The 14,284-nt window shown below is 77.7% G+C and carries 15 protein-coding genes and 2 pseudogenes; 5 read left to right on the forward strand and 12 right to left on the reverse strand.

Annotated features, from left to right (window positions below; translation table 11 throughout):
• Window positions 1-33: 33 nt before the first annotated feature.
• On the forward strand, window positions 34-690 hold the full coding sequence (locus tag ACFZBX_RS22865; protein ID WP_391535623.1) for an HAD-IIIA family hydrolase: 657 nt from the start codon (window positions 34-36) through the stop codon (window positions 688-690).
• Between the two features lie 56 nt (window positions 691-746).
• Here ACFZBX_RS22865 and ACFZBX_RS22870 read toward each other — a convergent pair whose 3' ends face one another.
• Window positions 747-1,322, reverse strand: a complete 576-nt coding sequence (locus tag ACFZBX_RS22870) for a type 1 glutamine amidotransferase domain-containing protein (protein ID WP_391535624.1) — start codon at window positions 1,320-1,322, stop codon at window positions 747-749.
• Between the two features lie 180 nt (window positions 1,323-1,502).
• Between ACFZBX_RS22870 and ACFZBX_RS22875 the strand changes: the two genes are divergently transcribed.
• Entirely contained in the window at window positions 1,503-1,688 is a 186-nt protein-coding gene (locus tag ACFZBX_RS22875) for a hypothetical protein (protein WP_391535625.1), read from the forward strand.
• A 23-nt stretch (window positions 1,689-1,711) separates the two neighbouring features.
• Here the strand turns inward: ACFZBX_RS22875 and ACFZBX_RS22880 are convergent, their stop codons facing one another.
• Window positions 1,712-2,143 (reverse strand): hypothetical protein, encoded by a 432-nt coding sequence (locus ACFZBX_RS22880; protein ID WP_391535626.1) that lies wholly within the window; start codon window positions 2,141-2,143, stop codon window positions 1,712-1,714.
• Between the two features lie 135 nt (window positions 2,144-2,278).
• Here ACFZBX_RS22880 and ACFZBX_RS22885 point away from each other — a divergent pair, with 135 nt between their 5' ends.
• Entirely contained in the window at window positions 2,279-2,839 is a 561-nt protein-coding gene (locus ACFZBX_RS22885) for a hypothetical protein (RefSeq protein ID WP_391535627.1), read from the forward strand.
• A gap of 78 nt (window positions 2,840-2,917) precedes the next feature.
• Here the strand turns inward: ACFZBX_RS22885 and ACFZBX_RS22890 are convergent.
• Window positions 2,918-3,375 (reverse strand): annotated as a pseudogene (locus tag ACFZBX_RS22890) (SRPBCC family protein).
• 181 nt (window positions 3,376-3,556) lie between these two features.
• Between ACFZBX_RS22890 and ACFZBX_RS22895 the strand changes: the two are divergent.
• Window positions 3,557-3,781, forward strand: a complete 225-nt coding sequence (locus tag ACFZBX_RS22895) for a hypothetical protein (RefSeq protein WP_391535628.1) — start codon at window positions 3,557-3,559, stop codon at window positions 3,779-3,781.
• A gap of 89 nt (window positions 3,782-3,870) precedes the next feature.
• On the opposite strand, the gene ACFZBX_RS22900 is transcribed toward ACFZBX_RS22895, so the two are convergent.
• From ACFZBX_RS22900 to ACFZBX_RS22910, 3 genes are all read right to left on the reverse strand, one after another.
• The gene (locus ACFZBX_RS22900; RefSeq protein WP_391535629.1) at window positions 3,871-4,401 is read right to left on the reverse strand and encodes a DUF6480 family protein; all 531 of its coding nucleotides are present in this window, start codon (window positions 4,399-4,401) and stop codon (window positions 3,871-3,873) included.
• Between the two features lie 343 nt (window positions 4,402-4,744).
• Window positions 4,745-5,470 carry a GAF and ANTAR domain-containing protein gene (locus tag ACFZBX_RS22905; protein ID WP_391535630.1) on the reverse strand — a complete coding sequence of 242 codons (726 nt, stop codon included), beginning with the start codon at window positions 5,468-5,470 and terminating at the stop codon, window positions 4,745-4,747.
• 59 nt (window positions 5,471-5,529) lie between these two features.
• A complete protein-coding gene (locus tag ACFZBX_RS22910) occupies window positions 5,530-6,258 on the reverse strand; it encodes a GAF and ANTAR domain-containing protein (protein WP_391535631.1) in 729 nt (242 codons plus the stop codon).
• A 247-nt stretch (window positions 6,259-6,505) separates the two neighbouring features.
• On the opposite strand from ACFZBX_RS22910, the gene ACFZBX_RS22915 reads away from it, so the two are divergent.
• Window positions 6,506-7,405, forward strand: a complete 900-nt coding sequence (locus ACFZBX_RS22915; RefSeq protein WP_391535632.1) for a Rieske 2Fe-2S domain-containing protein — start codon at window positions 6,506-6,508, stop codon at window positions 7,403-7,405.
• A gap of 365 nt (window positions 7,406-7,770) precedes the next feature.
• Here the strand turns inward: ACFZBX_RS22915 and ACFZBX_RS22920 are convergent, their stop codons facing one another.
• From ACFZBX_RS22920 to ACFZBX_RS22945, 6 genes and pseudogenes are all read right to left on the reverse strand, one after another.
• Window positions 7,771-8,145, reverse strand: coding sequence for a GNAT family N-acetyltransferase (locus ACFZBX_RS22920; protein ID WP_391535677.1), 375 nt, complete (start codon window positions 8,143-8,145; stop codon window positions 7,771-7,773).
• On the reverse strand, window positions 8,106-8,492 hold the full coding sequence (locus ACFZBX_RS22925) for a hypothetical protein (protein ID WP_391535680.1): 387 nt from the start codon (window positions 8,490-8,492) through the stop codon (window positions 8,106-8,108). The genes ACFZBX_RS22920 and ACFZBX_RS22925 overlap by 40 nt, the downstream gene beginning before the upstream one ends.
• 843 nt (window positions 8,493-9,335) lie before the next feature.
• Complete coding sequence (locus ACFZBX_RS22930; RefSeq protein ID WP_391535633.1) at window positions 9,336-11,879, reverse strand: SpoIIE family protein phosphatase; 2,544 nt, start codon at window positions 11,877-11,879, stop codon at window positions 9,336-9,338.
• A 2-nt stretch (window positions 11,880-11,881) separates the two neighbouring features.
• The gene (locus tag ACFZBX_RS22935) at window positions 11,882-12,265 is read right to left on the reverse strand and encodes a hypothetical protein (protein ID WP_391535681.1); all 384 of its coding nucleotides are present in this window, start codon (window positions 12,263-12,265) and stop codon (window positions 11,882-11,884) included.
• Between the two features lie 27 nt (window positions 12,266-12,292).
• Window positions 12,293-13,050, reverse strand: a pseudogene (locus ACFZBX_RS22940) (hypothetical protein); the annotation flags it as partial.
• A gap of 548 nt (window positions 13,051-13,598) precedes the next feature.
• Complete coding sequence (locus ACFZBX_RS22945) at window positions 13,599-14,279, reverse strand: HAD family hydrolase (protein WP_391535634.1); 681 nt, start codon at window positions 14,277-14,279, stop codon at window positions 13,599-13,601.
• Between the last annotated feature and the right edge of the window lie 5 nt (window positions 14,280-14,284).

The raw sequence follows: 14,284 nt of genomic DNA on the forward strand, positions 1-14,284 counted from the left end.
TTCGGCCGTCCCCTGACGGCAACCCGCAGGAGTATGGCGTACCTCGAAAGCACCGTGAGCACCCTCCCGCGACCCCGCCCGGCGGGCGCCTCCGCGACGCACCCCGGTGCCTGGCTGTTCCTCCGCGGGCCGCACCGCGCGGCAGTGGACGCGCCGCCCGGCGCCGTCCTGTTCGGCCGGGACGGCACCCTGATCCAGGACGTCTCCTGCAACGGCGACCCCGGCACGGTCCACCCGCTGGCGGGCGCGCGGGCCTCGCTCGCCGCGCTGCGGGCAGCCGGCTTCGCGCTCGGCGTGCTGAGCGCCCAGCCCGGCGTCGCCCGCTGCGTGCTGCGGCGGGAACAGGTCGAGTCGGTGCAGGCCCGCACCGAGATGCTGCTCGGACCGATCGACGTGTGGGCGGTCTGCCCGCACGGCCCGCACGACGCCTGCGACTGCCGCCCGCCCGCGCCCGGCCTGGTGACCGCCGCCTGCCACGCCCTGGGCCTGCCCCCGGCACTCGTCACCGTGGTGGCCCACGGCGACCCGCTGATCGAGGCCGCCCTCACCGCGGGCGCCCACGCCGTCCGCATCCCCGACGGCGCCGCCCCGCCACCGGCCGCCCCGTGTCCCCCGTGCGTCCCCGTGGTCTGCCGCACCGCCGACAGCCCCGAGCAGGCCACCGGCCTCCTTCTGCGCGTGCGCGGCTGACCCGCCCCTCGACGAGGGCCTCCCCGGCTCCTGGCCGGGGAGGCCCTGTGCCACCGCTACCCGCGCCCGCCGGCCGCTGGTGCGGGGCGGCGCAGCGCGGCGTCGATGGCCTGGGTGAACGGGGCGAGATCGTCCGGGTTGCGGGAGGTGACCAGGTGCCAGCCGCCGGTGGTGTCCTCGACGACGGGCTCGTCCGTCCACTCGGCGCCCGCGTTGGTGAGGTCGGTGCGCAGGGAGGGGAAGGAGGTCATCCGCTTGCCGGTGGCGACGCCGGCCTCGGCGAGCAGCCAGGGACCGTGGCAGATCGCGGCGACGGCCCGGCCGGTGGCGCTGAAGGCGCGCACCAGGTCGACGGCCTCGTCGTGGAGGCGGAGGGTGTCGGCATTGACGGTGCCGCCGGGGATCAGCAGGAGGTCGTAGTCGGCGGCGTCGACCTGCCCGAGGGTGTGGGTGGGACTGACCGTCTCACCGGGCTCCTTGTCCCGGACGAGGGTGCGGATGTCGTCCTCGTCGACGGCGGCGATGTCGACCTGGACGCCGTCGTCGCGCAGGTGGCGCAGCGGGACGAGGAGTTCGTCCTGTTCCACGCCGTAGTTGGTGACGATGGCCAGGGCTTTGCTGTCGCGGGTCATGGTTCTCCTCCTGATCGGCGGGCTCCTGAACGCGTGCGGGTACCCGGAGGGGCCGCCGGTATGCGCGGATGGCGCCGGACGGCGGATCGCAGCGGGGCTCGGGTGTGCGCGGCATCGGCGACGGGTAGCCGCAGGCCACCGGCGGGCATGAGGCCCGTCCCGAAGTCGAGGGAGACAGTGGTGAGTGCCAGACGACGCTCCTGGGCCGCCAGCGTGAACCAGGCGGCCGGGTGGGCGGAGGCGGATGCCGGGCAGCCGTCCGAGGGCGAGGGACCGGGGGAGGGCCCGGCGGTGTCCGGCGCCCCGGCGGAGGACGAGGAGGGCGAGGGCCCCGAGCCGCCCGCCGCCGACCGCACGGCACCGTGACGGCCTGACGGTGCTCTGCGCGGTCACTCCCGCGCATCGCCGCCGAGGTCTCCGTAGCGGGCGCGCCACTCGCGGGCGCGGGCGTTGTGCCAGTCGACCCCGCACTGCGCCTGGTGCTCGGAGAGGCCGCTGAGCGCGGCGACCAGGGCGAGCGGCACCGGCTCGTCGTACTCGGCGAGGGTGCGGCAGACCTTGGCCGCCCACTGCTCCTCGTGGACGAACGGGCGGTTGCGGTAGAGGTCGATCAGCACGGCGAGGTGCTCGGGCGAGCAGGCGGTGACGACCCGCCTGCCGTCGAGTCCGGGGTCGAAGGCGTGGACGGCGGAGGAGTCGGGGACGAGCGCGCCGAGCAGTTCCACGTCGAGGACCACCTGGCCGCAGTGGTCGCACAGGTCGTACTCCGCCGCGTCGTGCGCGCCGGGTCCGCCGTCCGCCGGGGGTTCGTAGTGCTCCACGTCCGGCGCCTACCCGGCGGGCACGTCGGCATTCCGCCCGGTAGGGACGGGCGGGGCCGGGTAGGCGCGCGGTGGGCCGGCGTCGGCGCCGGCGCCGGCCCGCGACCGCCGGAGTGCGAGGACCGGGAGGACACCATGACCGAGTCACCACGGGAACGGCCGCTGCACGACACGGGCGGCGCACCTCCGGTGTGGGAGGCGGAGACCGGGCCGCGCAGCCACGATCCCGGCGCAGCGCCCGAGGACGAGGGCGTCCCCGACCTCCAGGACGGCTCGCCGTCCCAGCGGTGGTCGGAAGACCCCCAGGTCGAGGCCGTCCCGGTGGACGCGCCGGTGGCCGCCGAGTCGTTCGGCACCACGGCGGCCGAGCAGGCGGCCGGCGAGTCGCTGGACGCGCGGCTGGCACAGGAGGAGCCGGAGGCGGACGAGGCCGCCGGTCCCCCGGAACCCGCCGCCGGGCGACTCGACCTGACCGACCCGCACAGCGATCTGCGCGCCGCCGCGCCGGACGACACCTCCGGGCTGTCGGCCGAGGAGGAGTCGGTGCGGATCAGGCGGGACGACACGGAGGACGACGGCGAACGGGGCGGCGGCTTCGAGGACCGCACCGAGCGGCCCGGCGTCGAGACCCCGGAGGAGGTCGAGGGCACCACGGGCCCGCAGGACGCCGAGGGCGACGTCCCCGGCACCGGCTGAGCGGCCGCCCGCCGCCGTGCTGACGGCCCCGGCCCCGTTCAGGGGTCCGGGGCCGTCGCCGTGCCGGCCGCGCCGGGTTCAGGTCGGGGTGATGCGGCCGCGCCAGCCTCCTTCCGCCCTGCCCCGTTCCTCGATGAAGTCCTTGAACCACCGCAGGTCGCCCTTGACCCGCCGGTCGACCATGCCCAGGGCGGCGTCACCGGCCTTCTCGGCCATCCCCTCGGGCCGGAAGTCGATGGCCAGGCTGACCCGGGTGTGCGCGTCGTCGAGGCGCTGGAAACTGACGACGCCCTTCTGGTCCACCCCGCCGTCGACGGTGCGCCAGACGATCCGCCCGTCCGGCGGCTGGTCGACGATTTCGGTGTCGAACTCGCGGCTGACACCACCGACGCTGGTCCGCCAGTGGTTGTGGCGGTCGTCCAGCTGGGTCACCGCGTCGACCCCTCCATGAACCGCGGGAACTCCTCGACCAGCGTCCACTGGTCGTACGCGTGCAGCGGCACGTCGACGTCGACCGACTGCTCGACCACGCTCATCCGGTGCCTCCGTGGTGCGTGCGGCCGGGCCGTTCCCGGCCTCGACCGCGCGCCTGACCGGGCTGGGCGCCGGTAACCGCCCCGGTCGGCGGAGAACCGTCCCAGTGGGTGCCACCCGGTGGCCGACCGGCGCCGCCCGGGATTGCATGGGAAGCCCGATCCCCTGCTCCGGGAGGCAGTCGTGTACGAGATGTGGGCCGAGACCGATCCGGCGGAGGAGCCGTCGGGTCTGGTGTGGCACGTGGTGTCGAAGGACGACGCGTCGACGGCGCTCTGCGGGCAGCTGCTGGAGCTGTCCCGACGCGTGGTCCCCAACGGCCTGGACGGGCCCGCCGGGGTGCCGGACCGCTACTGCGATCCGTGCCTGGTCACGGTGCGTGAGTCCATGGCGGCCGCCGCCCGCTGACACACACGACGAGGGCGTGCGCCGATCGGCGCACGCCCTTGAGGTCCGTGGCGGTCAGGCGCTCAGCGCGACGATCATCCCGATGAGCATCACCGATACACGGCCACCGCCGCGAGCACGATCACGACGGCGGGCCAGCGGCCCCAGGCCCTGCGGACCTCGTCGGGTTCCGGGTGGGAGATTCCTGAGATGCCCCCTTCGGCCGGCGGGGTGTCACCGCCGGCCGGCAGCGTGCCGCGCCGGTCGAGGCCGGGCGTACGGTCGGGGTCTGGGTCGGGTGTGGCCATGATGTCGTCCCGGGTCGTGGCTTCCTGCGAAAACCCGGCGGGTTCCCCGAGGCGGGGACGGTAAACGCCCGCCGCGGGTCGGCCCGGCTCCGCGGCGGTGGTGCGGGCGGCGGGCCGGTCGCGGGCGGTCAGGCGGCGGGCCACCGTGCCGAGGTCGGTTTCCAGCCGCTGGGCCACCTGGGCGAGCAGCATGAGGGCGGTGTGCGGGGCCACCCCGTAACGCACCATCACCACGCCCACGGCCAGCCCGGTGGCGTGCCGCCGGTCCAGCCAGGTCGGCCGAGCCGTCCGGGCCGGCGCGGAGCGGTCCAGGGCGATCGACGCCTGGAACACGAGCGCCGCGGTCAGCCGCAGGGGCGGGCCCCGGGCTCCTCCGGGCAGAGGAGGTAGGCGCTGAAGGCCGTGCAGCCGTGCGGGTGCGTCCGCAGGCGCGCGACAACCACGGTCCGCACCCCGCAGCGGCGGGCGCGGCCGGTGACCCCCCCGGCCGTCCCGCCTCGATCCGCACCACGACCTGCCCCTCCCCCTGGGCACGGGTTCTCGACAGCGGTCCCGCCCCGGCCTCGCCCTGCGCCCGTTCCAGCGCCAGGAGCTGCGGCCGATCCCGCCGCCGGGGTGTGCACCGACCCCTCGTCGTGCCAGGTGCTCCCCGCCGCGGGCAGGCGGGGAGGCCCGGTCAGCCGACGAGCAGGACGGCCGGCTCCACCCTGCCCTCGACCAGGGACCTGGCGGCGTCCGCGACCCCCGTGCCGCTGCGCCGGGCATGGCTGCGGAGCACCTGGAAGGCGATGTCCATGTCGAGGCCGCCCGCCTCGGCGAGGATGCCCTTCGCCTGCTCGATCGTGGTCCGGTCCGCCAGCGCGGCGGTGATCTCCTCGGCGGCGGTCAGCCGGCGGCCGTGCCGGCGGTGCAGCAGGGCGATCACCGCGAGGTCGGCGAGCGCCTGCACGAGTTCCGGGACGTCCCCGCCCGGGCCGGCGGCCGTCCGGCCATCGAAGAGGTTGAGCGCGCCGACGGTCCGCCCGTCCAGGCGCAGCGGCACCGCCCGCACCGAGCGGAAGCCGACCTCGACCGCCGCCGGGGCGAACCGCGGCCAGCGCCCCCGGGCCTCGCGCAGGTCCGGGACGAGGATCTCCGCGCCGGTGCGGTGGCAGTCCAGGCAGGGGCCCTCGCCGACGGCGATCTGCAGGGCCTCCAGCCGGCGGACCCGCTCGCTGGAGTAGGCGATGTCGCGCAACTCGCCGAAGCGGTCGGCGACCACCAGTCCGGCGCCCGCCACCCCGCTGAGGGTCATGCACACCTCGGTGAGCCGGTGCAGGAACTCGACCGTGTCGTAGTCGGGCCCGACCAGCGTGCCGGTGAGGCCCGCGAACGCCTCGGCCGCCTGGGCCTCGCGCGTCATGACCGCCTTCCCTTCCCCCACCGGCCAGGCTACGCCCGCAGGGTGCCCGAGGTCGTCCGTCATCGGTCCTCCTCCGTGAAGCGCAGCTTGCGCCGCCCCACCCGGCGCGCGATCTCGTCGATCTCCTCATCGTGCGCGAAGGCGTAGGCACGCAGCCGGTCGAGGGCCTCGCCGGCCCGGACGCCCAGCTGCACCATGATCATGCCGACCGCCTGGTCCACCTCGACGCCGTTGAGCGGGGTGCCGTCCAGCCAGGGCCGGGCCGTCACGTCGTCCGGCGCCGCGACGAAGGAGCCGACCAGGGCGAGGGTGACGGTGGTCGCGGCGACCTGGATGTCGGCGATCTCCGACAGCCCCGGCATCCCGGGCGCGGCCCGGTGGAGGCTCAGCACGCCGATGCAGGAGGCACCCAGGTGCAGCGGGAAGGCGTGCACCCGGCGCAGCCCGCGGGCCTCGGCGCCCTGGGCGCCGAGGGTCGCGGCCAGCACCGGCCACCGGTCCTCCTCGGGGGCGAACAGGTCAGGGACGAGGACCGGGCGGCGCAGCCGGAAGGCGTCCACGCCCGGTCCCTCGCCGAGCGCGAACTGGCGCTCCTCCAGCCGCCGGGCGTGCTCGTCGCTCGCCCAGACCCCGGCACGGTGGCCGGTGTCGGCCATCAGGGTGATCGCGGCGGCGTCCATCTCCAGCGCCTCGACGCAGGCGCCGCAGAGCCGTTCGGGCAGCGCCGGCCGGCCCGGACCGTTGACGGCCTCGGCCATGATCTGGGCGATGCGCGTCAGATCGGCCATCTCCTGCCTCGTTCTCCGTCGTCTCGCACCGGCGCGGACCTCCGCCGCCGGACCCGGCGGGGCGCGGCGGCCGACCGCGTCCGGTGATCACGGAGGCACCGCGATCCCCGCCGTGCAGGACGGACGCCCCGGGCGGCCGCTCCTCCGGGCCGCAGCAGCGCCTACCCCGGACCGGCCGGGGCACACCCCGCCGGGGCGGGCGGCGGATCACGGGTTTGGCCGTGCCGCCATCGGCTAGCCGCCCGGTATGGACACTTCCACCCATGACCTCCCGCAGAGCCGGCCGTGGTCGCGGCGGTTGCGCGCCGCCTTGGACGCGCCGGCCGAGTGGCGATTCCTCGACCGGGCGGCCGCACCGCTCGCCGACGCGCTGAACGGCCTGCCGCTCGGCCGCTCCCGCGATCTGCTGCACGGCGTCTGGCTCGGCCACCCACTGCACCCCGCGCTGGTCCAGCTGCCGATCGGCTGCTGGGTCTCGGCGGAGCTGCTGGACAGCCTGCCGGGCAACCGCCGGGCGGCGGGCGTCCTGATCGCCGCCGGGCTGGCGACGGCCGGGCCCGCCGCCGTGGCGGGCTGGGCGGACTGGGCCTGCCTGGACCCGCCCCGGCGGCGCACCGGCCTGGTGCACGCCGCCGCCAACACCACAGGCGTGCTGCTGTTCGCCGGCTCGCTGCTGGCCCGCTGCCGCCACCGGCCGCTGCGGGGCCGGCTGCTCGGCCTGGCCGGGCTGACCGCCATCTCGCTCGGCGGCGTACTCGGCGGCCAGCTGTCCTACCGGCAGGCCGCAGGCCCCAACCGGGCCGCCGCCGTGCACCGGCTGGCACCCGCGGAGTGGATCGGGGTGGGGCCGGTCGAGGACTTCCCGCCGGGCGAACCGGTCCGGCGCACGGTCGACGGCCTGGCGGTGGTCGTGGTCCACGACGAGGAGGACCAGTGGCACGTCCTCGCCGAACGCTGCGCCCACCTGTCCGGTCCCCTGGCCGAGGGCACCCTGGTCGACGGCTGCCTGCGCTGCCCCTGGCACGGAAGCGAGTTCCGCCTGCGCGACGGCGAGGTCGTCCGCGGCCCGGCCACCGCACCCCAGCCCGTCCTCCAGGCCCGGGCCCTCTCCGGACACCTGGAGATCCGCCTGCCGGACGCGGGGTGAGCGCGGGGCCGCCATGCCCCGGGAGGATCACTGACCAGGCTGACCGGTCTGACGAGCCGGGAGGCGCTGGGCCCGTACGACGAGTGGGTGACGAGACCCTCTGGAATCCGTCCAACGGGGCATCCCCGTTGTTCCTGCGCCAGGTGGAGATCTTCGAGGAGGAACTCGGCGGGCGGGCGTCGAGGCGCTCCGGGAATCGCCCGGTTCCATCCGGCCGCCCTTCGCGACGTGCAGATCCGGCGGACACATGTCCACCCGCCGGCGAGGACCGACTGGGCTGGGAGGAGCTTCGCGGGAAGGTCCGGGAGCCGGACCGGTGCATGGTGCGCTGAGGACAGCACGGCCGGGCCCGCCGTGCCGACCGGTCAGGCCGGCTCGGCGCTGAGCTGGACGCCGAGGTCGGTGAACCCGAGCGCGTTCGCCACCCTCCTCGATGCCGGGACCCGGGCCCGCCACTGCGGCAGCAGGTCCTGCGCCAGCGCGTGCCGCACCGCCGCCGACCCGGCCACCCGGGCGAGGCCCCGGCCCCGTTGGCCGGGCCCGGTCAGCACCGCCAGATGGGCCGTGCGGGCCGGCCAGTGGCGGTAGCCGGCCGCGGCGGCGACCCGGCCGTCCAGGCGGACGGCGAAGGCGGGCGAGGTGATCTCGTCGAGGCCCGCCTCGGCGGCGTCGGCCGCCCCGGCGGACCGTTCGAGGGCGGTCAGCTCCGGGTGCCCGGCCGGAAGTTGCTCGACGGACAGGGCCCCGGGTCCGCGGGGCGGAAGGCGGACGCGGAGACGTAGGCGAGCGCGGCGGGCCCGAGTACCCGGCCGATCGGGAGCGTTCTCGTGATCACCGCGGGATCGGCAAGGCCGCCGGCGGGCACCCCCGCCAGCGCCTCGCGGACCCGGGCGGCGGCCTCCTCGGTCGGCGCCGTCACGACGGCGGCCCCGCCGAGGACAACGACGCCCACCCAGCCGGGCGGGCCGAGCCTCGACGCCGGAGCGGCCACCACAAGCACGTCGCCCTCCGCCCCGAACGCGACCGGCGCCGACGCCAGTTCCCGCCACAGGCCCTGGGCCCTCACCACCAGAGGATCGTCAGCCATGCCCCGATCCTGCCAGCCGGACCGCCAGGCTGTGGGACGGCCCCGGTGGGGCAGCCGCTCGGCATGCCGCTGATCAGACCACCCGGGGTCTACCGGCCCCAGGGTGACACCGATCTCCTCCTCTCCTGCCTGCGCCGCGAGCGCCTCGACGGGCCGGCCGGGTGCTGGACCTCGGGACCGGGACCGGGGTGGTGGCGCCGGCCGCCGCGCGCAGCGGGGCGCGGGTGACGGCGGTCGGCCTCTCGGCCCGCGCCGTCGGCGCCGGGCGGGCCGGTGGTCACCAGGGCGAGGACGGCTTCGGAGAGGGGCCCGCCCGGCGCCGGTGCCGGCCTCATCGCGCGCTCCCGGTGCCCGGGCTGGTCCGTCGCCGGCCGCCATCGGCCGGACGGCGCAGCAACGTCGCAGCGCAGCCGAGCAGCAGCAGCCGTCCGGCGGTCACCACCCGCAGGGCGGGTCCCGTCGGGACGGCCGGACCGGCGGCCAGGAGACCGAGTGGCACCAGCCCGCCGGCAACCGGCACGCGGGTCCCGCCGGTGGCCGCCCGCATCGGCTCGCGCAGGGCAGGACCGAAGCTCCGCAGGAGTGTCACCGGCCCGCGTCGGCCAGTGGTCCGGACCTTGCGTGTCCGCGGGTCCCTGCCGTCCGCCTCCTCCGGGTCGCCCTTCGGAGTCCGGCCGGGCGGGTTCCCCGGATCGGGCCCGCCGAACCTGTCCGGCCGATGGCCGTCACGGCGCGGGCAGGCCCGGGGGCGCCCGCCCGGCGGATGACCCGCTGTCCGGCCCGCGCGGGCCGGGGACCGGGTACCCGATGCGCCGGAGGGCGAGGGCGGCGGGCAGCCGCACGTCACCGCCCGCCCTCCTCCGGGACCCGCACGGCCAGGAGGAGGCCGTGGTCGACCGGGGAGGCGCCCGTGGTCAGGTGGCCGGCGATGCGGTCGAGGTGGGCGGCCAGGGTGGTGTCCGGGGTGGGTGCGGGGCGGACGGCGGCGAGGAGGCGGGATGCGCGGGCGCCGCTGGGGGTGCGCTCCGGGGGGCCGAGGGTGGCGAGCAGGAGGACGTCACCGGGCTGGAGGCGCAGCGCGGACTCGTCGTACCGGGCACCGGGGCGGCCGCCGAGGGCGGGGCCGACCGGGCCGGGGGCGAAGGCGGGCTCGCCGGCGCGCAGCAGGAGCGGGGGCAGTTCGTCGGCGGCGCTCCACAGCAGGTCGTGGGCGCGCGGATCGTAGAGGGCGCAGACGGCGCCGACCGTCCGGTGGCCGTTGTGCTCGCAGAGCATGGCGTTGAGCACGTCGAGCAGTTCGACCGGGCCGGCCCCCGTGTGGGCGAGGGCGCGCAGGCCGTTGCGGACCTCGCCCGCCCGGACGGCGGCGGCCGGACCGCGGCGGCCGACGCCGCCGGCCGCGAGCAGGTAGCGGCCGCCGGGCAGCCGCAGGAGGTCGCACAGATCCCCGGCCGACCGGGGGTTCTCGGCGCCGCGCAGGGGGCGTACGGCGTGCTCCGGCCCGCCGGTGTCCGGCTCGGTGGCGGCCGAGGCCGCCGTCAGCGCGGTCCGCAGGGCCCGGGCGGACCGGTGCTCGGCGGCGGCCCGGCGGCGCTGTTCGGCCAGCCGGGAGCGGACCGCCGTCAGCTGCTCCTCGGCGTGGTGCCGACCGGTGATGTCCTCGACGACGCCGTGCACGGTGCGCGCCGTACCGCTGCCGGGGTCGGTGAGCGACTCGGCGACGACCCGCAGGACGCGCGGGGCCGCGCCGTGCGCGCCGGGCACGCCGAACTCCAGGGTGGTCAGGTGCTGACCCGCCAGCAGGCGGCGGACGAGCATGCCGGCGGCGGGCCGGTCCTCGGGGCAGACCCGGTGCAGCAGGGCGGCGACCGGGACCACAGCGGGCTGTGCGCCGCCCAGGCCGAGCAGCCGCAGGGCCTCGCGCGAGCAGTCCGGGCCACGGTCGCCGGTGGACCACCGGAAGCTGCCGACGCCAGAGAGCCGCTGGGCCTCGGCCAGGTGGGCCGCCCGTTCGGTCGGGCCGCTGCGCGGGCGCCAGGTGAGCAGCAGACCGTCCAGGAAGGGGGTGACACGGATCGTCACGGTCCGGGCCGGCCCGCCGGTGCCGGGGTTGAAGCCCTCGGCCGGGCCCTCGTAGGGGACGGCGTCCAGCGCGGCCCGCAGGATCCGGGCGAACGCCCCGGTGGCGACCAGGCCCGGGTGCAGTTCGCTGAGGCGCCGGCCCCGGGCGGCCGGGCCCGTGCCGCCCGCGGCCCGGTTGGCGTAGGCGACGCGCAGGTCGGTGACCGGGCCGCCGCGGCCTCCGGGCCGGACCGCGGAGAGCGCCAGGACCGGGGAGAACGTGGCGTCCAGGAGGCCGCGCAGCCAGGCCTCGCCGCCGGCCACGGCGAGGGCCGGCTCGCCGCCGTCGCCGGCGGCCACCCGCAGCAGCTGCCCGCCGACGGGACCGGCCAGCGCGTTGACGTAACGGGTGGCGGCGCGCGCCCGTTCGGCGGGGCCGGCCCAGCCGAGGCTCATCGCGCCGATGATCCGCCCGCCGTGGTGCAGCGGGACGGCGCAGGCGCTGCGGCCGGGGACGATCCGGCCGGTGACCGGCTGCCCGGCGGCCGTCTCCGGGGGGTCGAACTCCCAGACCATGCCGCCGCCGTGCGCGGCCGAGACCAGTGGCACGCCGGTCTCCGGCGGGATGCGGCGCCACTGGCTGAGCCGGTGGGCGGGCACGCCGTGGCCGGCCACCAGGGAGAGTGCGCCGTCGGGTTCCAGCAGGCCGAGCACGAGCGCGATCACGCCCACGGGGGCGAGGGCCACCTCGTGCAGCACCCGGGCGAGGTCCTCCGGGGTGTCGGTGGTGGCCAGGGCCGAGGAGGCCAGGTGGAAGAGCGCCGCGAGATCGGGGGCCGGGGTCTGGCCGGGCGTTCCCGGCGGGTGCGGCCGGGGTCTGGACGGCTCCGGGCCGTCGGGGAAGGCACCGGTCGGCTCCTGGCCCTCCGGCAGCGGCGGGCCGGGCGCGGGCCGGGCGGCCCGCCGTTCCCCTCCGGTGTCCCCGGTCTCCTCGGGCGGTGGTGCGGCGACGCCCACCAGACCCGCCGCGAGGTCCGCCACCTTGCGGTTGGTGTCCTGGGAGAGGCGCACCAGGTGTTCGAAGGCCTCGTCGGGGGTGCAGCCGAGCCGTTCGGTGAGCATACCCTTCGCCTGCTCGATGACACCCCGGCTGCGCATCGCCCGGCGCAGCCCCTCGGCCTCGGTGCGCAGCCGGTCCACGGCCTCGCGCAGGACGGCGGTCTCCTCGGCGCCCGACGCCGCGTCCGGGCGGGCCTCGTCAGGGGCGGGGCGAGGCGCGTCCGGGCGCGGCGGTTCCTGCCCCGCGGCCGAAGGCGGACCGGGCATGGTCACTCCCGTCGGCGCAGCACGGCGCCGAGGCCCCCGGCCGGGCCGGGCACGGCCGCGGGGACGGCCAGGGCATCGGCCCCGTCGGCGACGGCGCAGCACATCAGGGCGTCGGCGGCGGGCGCCGGCCGGGGGTCGGGGAAGCCCATGGCGCGGACGTCGTTGCGGCGGACGCCGAGCTGGCCGGGTGCGGCGCCCGTCCACACCGGCCGCTCCGGGTCGTGGCCGCCCTCCTGGACGAGCAGGGTGGCGAGCCGGTGCTGCCGGGCGGCGTCGACGACGGCGGGCACGCCCTGGGCGGCGGCGCCGGGGGCGGTCTCGACGCCCTCGGCGGTGGCGGTGTGCTCGCCCGGGCGGCCGACGCCGGTGCGGAAGGCGTCCAGCACGCTGTCCGGGCGGCGTGCCCGGTGGGTGGACCAGGCCTCGGCGAGCCGGCGTTCGAAGGCCGCGCGGGCGGCGCCGTCGTTCCGTCCGCCGTTCCGTCCGCCGCCGTCGAGCTCCCCGGTGTCGGGAAGCAGCCGCCGCGGCAGCCGCCGGTGGACGGCGCGGCACTCGGGGCGTCGCCGGTGAGGACGAGCAGTCGGGCTCCGCTCTCCGGCCAGATCCGGGCGAGGTGGTCGGCGATGATGCCGGCGGTGCGGTCCCAGGCGTCCTCGCGGCGGTGGCGGTGGTGCCACTCGTAGCGGTCGGCGGGCGGGGCGCGGTGGCCGCGGCCCTGCCACCGGAGGACGTCGACGCTGCCCATCGGCGCGGTGCGGCCGAGATCGCGCCGGTCGAGGTCGGCGCCGGTCCGGTCGACGGTGGCGATCAGGCAGGCGGCCGTGGTGTCGCCGAGCAGGCCGAGCAGCGGCGCGGTGTGCGGCAGGGGTGCCCAGGCGGCGTCGACGCCGGGCGGCGAGGCGGCAAGCGGGACGTCCAGCGCGACGCCGCCGCAGGCCGCGAAGACGGCCCGGCCGAGGGGTGCGCCGGAGGCCGGCTCGGCGGCCTGGTGGTCGCGGACGGCGGCGCGGGTGGGTTCATCGGCACCGAGGGCGGCCAGCCGGCGGACGGCGGCACGGTCGACGAGGGCGCGGCGCCGGGCGGCGTCCTCGGTGCCGCGCGAGGTGTCTCGGTAGACGGAGGCCCAGGGGCCGGGCCGGTCGAGGAGCGGTGAGAGGAAGGCGAGCTGCATGACGGTCTCCCCGGGTGGGGTGGGTTCCGCCGCGCGCCTGCCCCGTGCCCTCGGCCGGACACCCGGACGCCGGGCGCGCACGCGGAACCGCCGGACGGGCGGAGCCGTCCGTGCCTCCAGTATCGCGTTCCGGACCCGGCCCGGTCGAACGGACGGGGGCCGGTCAGGCGGCCCCGGCCGAAGGCCTGGGCCGGGTGGCGGGCCGCCGGGGCGCCGCGGCCGACGCCGACCGCGCCGTGGGCGTACGCGGCCACGCCGCCGGCCGGCGCGAAGGGGTGGTGCTTGGCCTTGAGCAGCGAGCCGATCCGCTCGGCCGCCTCCAGGATCGCCCGGGTGAGGTCGGGCTGGAGGCCGGCGACCGGGTCGAGCGGCCGGCCCTCGGTGCGGGTCCTGGGCTGCGGCCGGGGGCGTTCGGCGCGGCGGTCCATCATGGTCTCCTGGCCCATGGCGGTCTCCTCGGGGCCGGCGGTGCGGTCGGACGCCCCGACGGCTACCCGGTCGGACGGGGCCTGCGCCGGGTCCCGCCGGGCCCGCGCGGGGGAACCGCCTCAGCCCGGTACCGGCGGCCGGGCGAGGAGGCTGGTGTCCAGGGCGGCCAGCAGTTCACCGGTGTCGGCGTGGACCTCGGCGGCGCCGGCGCCGAGGAGGTCCTGGGCGGAGTGCCCGCCGCTCTCGACGGCCACGCACGGCACCCCGGCGCGGCCGGCCGCGGTGACGTCCCAGAGCGTGTCGCCGACGAACACCGCCAGCTCGGGGGCGCTGTCGGCGCGGTCGAGGGCGGCCCGAACGAGGTCCGGCTCGGGTTTGGTGGCGGCGACGTCGTCGGCGGTGGTGACCGCCGCGATCACCTCGTCGGCGTCCAGCGCGGCGCGCAGCGCGGTCAGTTCGCGCTCCGAGGCGGAGCTGGCCAGCACCACCCGCCAGCCCCTGCGGGCGCAGGAGCGCAGCAGTTCGCCGGCGTCGGGCAGGGGACGCACGACCGGCCAGTAGCGGGCGTAGAGGGCGTCGTGGGCGGCCGTGACGGCCTCGTCGTCGCCTCGGTCGCGGTCCTCCCCCAGCAGGTGGTCGAGCAGCCGGTCGGCGCCCATACCGACGGCACGGTGCACCCGGGCGGCGGGGACGGTGCGCCGGTACTGGCGCAGCGCCTCCCACCAAGCGAGGGTGTGCAGGTAGGTGGTGTCGAGCAGCGTTCCGTCGACGTCGAAGAGCGCCGCCGGGCTGGCGGTCATGGGGT

The sequence above is a fragment of the Kitasatospora sp. NPDC008115 genome, from assembly GCF_042957205.1.
Taxonomy (GTDB): Bacteria; Actinomycetota; Actinomycetes; order Streptomycetales; family Streptomycetaceae; genus Kitasatospora.

Coding starts and splice junctions, on each gene's coding strand:
- ACFZBX_RS22865 (WP_391535623.1), top strand. CDS start 34: ATGGCGTACCTCGAAAGCACCGTGAGCACCCTCCCGCGACCCCGCCCG.
- ACFZBX_RS22870 (WP_391535624.1), bottom strand. CDS start 1,322: ATGACCCGCGACAGCAAAGCCCTGGCCATCGTCACCAACTACGGCGTG.
- ACFZBX_RS22885 (WP_391535627.1), top strand. CDS start 2,279: ATGACCGAGTCACCACGGGAACGGCCGCTGCACGACACGGGCGGCGCA.
- ACFZBX_RS22905 (WP_391535630.1), bottom strand. CDS start 5,470: ATGACGCGCGAGGCCCAGGCGGCCGAGGCGTTCGCGGGCCTCACCGGC.
- ACFZBX_RS22910 (WP_391535631.1), bottom strand. CDS start 6,258: ATGGCCGATCTGACGCGCATCGCCCAGATCATGGCCGAGGCCGTCAAC.
- ACFZBX_RS22915 (WP_391535632.1), top strand. CDS start 6,506: ATGGACACTTCCACCCATGACCTCCCGCAGAGCCGGCCGTGGTCGCGG.
- ACFZBX_RS22925 (WP_391535680.1), bottom strand. CDS start 8,492: ATGGCTGACGATCCTCTGGTGGTGAGGGCCCAGGGCCTGTGGCGGGAA.
- ACFZBX_RS22930 (WP_391535633.1), bottom strand. CDS start 11,879: ATGCCCGGTCCGCCTTCGGCCGCGGGGCAGGAACCGCCGCGCCCGGAC.
- ACFZBX_RS22945 (WP_391535634.1), bottom strand. CDS start 14,279: ATGACCGCCAGCCCGGCGGCGCTCTTCGACGTCGACGGAACGCTGCTC.